Raw genomic sequence first — 3,878 nt, 5'->3', positions numbered from 1 at the left:
ACCACCGCCACCTACGCCGAGTGCGTCGCCTTTTATAAAGAGCTGGCCGCCGCCTACCCTGCCACCGTGCAGCTGCACGCGGCCGGCCCCACCGACAGCGGCCAGCCGCTGCACGAGGTAGTGCTGAGCGCCGATGGCACCTTCGACCCCGCCGCCAGCCGGGCGCAGGGCCGGCCTATCCTGTTCATCCAAAACGGTATCCACCCCGGCGAGCCCGAGGGCATTGACGCCAGCATGATGCTGGCCCGCGACCTGCTGCGCGATAAGAAAACGCTGGCACTGCTCGCTAAGGTTACGGTCGTTATCGTACCCGTGTACAACGTGGACGGCATGCTGAACCGCAATTCTACTACCCGCGTGAACCAGGACGGGCCGCGTGAATATGGCTTCCGGGGCAACGCCCGGCACCTCGACCTCAACCGCGACTACGTGAAGCAGGACTCGCGCAATGCCCGCTCGTTTGCGGCCTTGTTTCAGAAGTGGCGGCCCGAAGTGTTTGTGGAAACGCACACGTCAAACGGTGCTGACTACCAGTACACGATGACGCTTATTCCAACCCAGCACAACAAGCTGGCCCCGGCGCTGGGCACGTATCTGCAAAAGGACTTGCTACCCGCCCTCTACGCGGGTATGGAGCAGAAGCATTGGCCCATGACGCCCTACGTCGATTTTGAGGGCGAAACACCCGAGAGCGGCCTGCGGGCTTTCCTGGAAAGCCCGCGCTACTCCACCGGCTACGCGGCGCTGTTCAACAGCATCGGCTTCATGCCCGAAACGCACATGCTCAAGCCCTTTGGCCAGCGGGTAAAATCAACTTACGACCTGCTGCGCACCTACCTCGAAACCGTGGCCGCCCAGGCCCCCGCTTTGCGCGCCGCCCGCGCCGCCGCCGACCAGGCGCTGGCCACGCAAGCGCAGTTTCCGCTGGCTTGGGAAGTCGAAAACAAGCCTACTACCACCGTGCAGTTTCGGGGCTACGAGGCCGGGCACAAGCCCAGCGCCGTGAGCGGCCAGCCACGCCTCTACTACGACCGCGCCCGGCCCTACACCCGGCCCGTGCCCTACTACAACACGGCCCGCGCCACGGCCACGGCCGCCGCGCCGGTGGCCTACGTCATCCCGGCCGCCTGGGGCGAAGTGCTTGACAACCTGCGCCGCAACGGCATGGTGCTGCGCGAGCTAACGCAGCCCCTCACCGGCCCCGCCGAAGCCTACACCATCGAAGACTATAAAACCACCCCGCGCCCCTACGAAGGCCACTACCTGCACAGCCAGGTGCAACTCAAAACTCAGCACTCAAAACTCTTACCTCTCCCGCAGGGAGCCTACCTGGCCGTGCTGGCCGAGCAGGGCCCCGCCGCCCGCTACCTCGTGGAGGCCCTGGAGCCGCAGGCCACCGACTCCTTCTTTGCCTGGGGCTTCTTCGACAGCGTGTTGCAGCAGAAGGAGCATTTCTCCGACTACGTTTTTGAGGATTTGGCCGCCGATATGCTCGCCCAAGACCCGGCTATGCGCCAGCAGCTGGAAGATGCCAAAAAAGCCGACCCCGCGCTGGCCGCCAGCGGACCCCGGCAGCTCGACTGGGTGTACCAGCGCTCGCGCCACGCCGAGCCCGGCTACCGGCGCTACCCGGTGCTGCGCTGGCTGGGCGCGGTGCCCGCCAAGTAGCCGAAATACCTATTTTTAGGTATTGCACTCGTCGCATAAGCAACTGACTTTTGTAAAGAAGCAACGGCTCGCACGCTGCCGTCCGGCCTGTCGCGGCTTTCCTCAACCAATTTACTTTCAACCCATTCCCTTTTGCTATGAAACCCTGCGCCCTCGCTTCTACCTGGCTGGCTTGCGCCAGCCTGCCGCACCCGCCCCGCCGGGCCGTGTCTCCGCGCTTGTGCGAAACGTGCGCCTACGCCCCGCCTGCCCCTTACGCGGCCGGCCACGGTGCGCCGCCGCGCTAAGCGGGCCTGTCACAAGCCAAAAAGCCGGCCCTTCTGCAATGCAAGGGCCGGCTTTTTCAGTACCGAGCTTATTCGTCTTTGGCCAGCGGAATGGCAAAATCGGCCAGGAAGCGCCGCAGCTTTTCGGGGGCGTGCACGGTCAGGCCAGGCGGGCGGGCGTACTCGGGCTCGGCTTGCAGCGGAAAGTAGCCGGTGGTGGCGCGCAAGTCCTGGGTGGCGGCGCGGGCAAAGCCCATGCGCCAGTCGGGGAACATGCGGTAGTCGGCCAAGCCCTGGTGCAGCACAAAAGCATGCTTGTGGCGCGGGTCGGGCGCTATTTTCTGGTAAATGTGCTCGACCTCGTCGCGCGGGCCTTCCAGCACCTGCACAAACTCCTTGGTGCGGTCGGCATACAGCAGCAAGCCCGTGAGGCGGTGGTCTTGGTTGTAGGCGCGGGCCTGGCGCAGCAGCTCGGCCAGGCCCTCCGGGCTTATGCCCTCGGAGCCAGTAGCCAGGCTGTGGTAAATAATTTGATAAAGCGGCTGAGGCGCAAGCATAAAATCCAGGAGTTTCCTACCGCTTACGCGGCACGTGGCGCGGGGTTTTGGGCCGGTAGCGCGCCGGCCCGGCCCGCGTTAGGCCACCGACGTACCCAGCTCGGGCTTCATATTGCTCAAAATCTCGTGGCCCAGCTTGTCGCGCTTGGTGGTGAGGTAGCTCTGGTTGTGCTGGTTGGGGGCGATTTCGATGGGCACGGTGTCCACGATTTCGATGCCGTAGGCGCTGAGGCCGGTGCGCTTGCGGGGGTTGTTGGTGAGCAGGCGTAGCTGGCGCAAACCCAGGTCGCGGATGATGGCCGCGCCCACACCGTAGTCGCGCTCGTCGCCCCGGAAGCCCAGGTCTTCGTTGGCCTGCACCGTATCGCGGCCCTGCTCCTGGAGCTTATAGGCTTTCAGCTTATTGAGCAGGCCGATGCCGCGGCCCTCCTGGTTCATGTACACCACCACGCCGCGGCCTTCGCGGTCAATCTGCTCCATGGCCTTGTGCAGCTGCGGGCCGCAGTCGCAGCGGCACGAGCCGAAGATGTCGCCCGTCACGCACGAGCTATGCACGCGGATGAGCACCGGCTCGGGGCCCGAAATATCGCCCTTCACCAGGGCCAGGTGCTGCGCGCCGTTCGAGCGCTGGGTGTAGGCGTAGAGGTCGAAGTCGCCGTGGGCGGTAGGCATCTTTACCGTGATTTCACGCTGAATGAGGCTCTCCTGCGCCAGGCGGTACTTAATGAGGTCCTGCACCGAAATCAGCTTGAGGCCCCACCGCTCGGCTACCTTCTCCAGGTCGGGCAGGCGGGCCATTTCGCCGTCTTCCTTCAGAATCTCGACCAGCACGCCGGCCGGTTCGAAGCCCGCCAGCCGGGCCAGGTCCACGGCCGCCTCGGTGTGGCCGGCGCGGCGCAGCACGCCCTCGGGCCGGGCCTTGAGCGGAAAAATGTGGCCCGGCTTGCCCAGGTCTTCGGGCTTGGTTTCGGGGTCGATGAGCGCCAGAATGGTCTTCGAGCGGTCGGAAGCCGAGATGCCGGTAGTCACGCCATTGGTCAGGAGGTCGACCGACACCGTGAAGGGCGTGGCGTGCAAAGCCGTGTTGCGGCCCACCATCAGGTCGAGGCCCAGCTCGTCGCAGCGCTCGGCCGTGAGGGGCGCGCACACGAGGCCGCGCCCGTGGGTGGCCATAAAGTTGATGACTTCGGGCGTGGCGCAGCGGGCGGCGCAAATAAAATCGCCCTCATTTTCGCGGTCTTCATCATCAACTACAATCACGACCTTGCCGGCCCGGATGTCTTCAATGGCGCTTTCTATGGAATCAAGCATATAATGTGCGGTAAGCTTTAGCTTGCCGGGTAAAAGTGTAGGGTAAGCTTTAGCTTGCCGCTAAGCAACGAATAAA

Annotated in this window: 4 protein-coding genes; 2 read left to right on the top strand and 2 right to left on the bottom strand. The window is 64.4% G+C overall.

Features of this window, described 5'->3' with window-relative positions; translation table 11 throughout:
- Nucleotides 1–1,668, top strand: a 1,668-nt coding sequence (locus tag VFO93_RS07035; protein WP_325133641.1) for a M14 family metallopeptidase, incomplete at its 5' end; no start/stop codon positions are given.
- 137 nt (nucleotides 1,669–1,805) lie between these two features.
- On the top strand, nucleotides 1,806–1,955 hold the full coding sequence (locus VFO93_RS07030; RefSeq protein ID WP_325133640.1) for a hypothetical protein: 150 nt from the start codon (nucleotides 1,806–1,808) through the stop codon (nucleotides 1,953–1,955).
- A 68-nt stretch (nucleotides 1,956–2,023) separates the two neighbouring features.
- Here the strand turns inward: VFO93_RS07030 and VFO93_RS07025 are convergent, their stop codons facing one another.
- On the bottom strand, nucleotides 2,024–2,491 hold the full coding sequence (locus tag VFO93_RS07025; protein ID WP_325133639.1) for a BLUF domain-containing protein: 468 nt from the start codon (nucleotides 2,489–2,491) through the stop codon (nucleotides 2,024–2,026).
- A gap of 78 nt (nucleotides 2,492–2,569) precedes the next feature.
- A complete protein-coding gene (locus VFO93_RS07020; protein WP_325133638.1) occupies nucleotides 2,570–3,802 on the bottom strand; it encodes a bifunctional 3,4-dihydroxy-2-butanone-4-phosphate synthase/GTP cyclohydrolase II in 1,233 nt (410 codons plus the stop codon).
- Nucleotides 3,803–3,878 lie beyond the last annotated feature (76 nt).

The sequence above is a fragment of the Hymenobacter sp. genome (assembly GCF_035709525.1).
Lineage (GTDB): Bacteria > Bacteroidota > Bacteroidia > Cytophagales > Hymenobacteraceae > Hymenobacter.
Note: the sequence above shows the minus strand (reverse complement) of the source record. Positions and strands in the feature narration are given on the sequence as shown.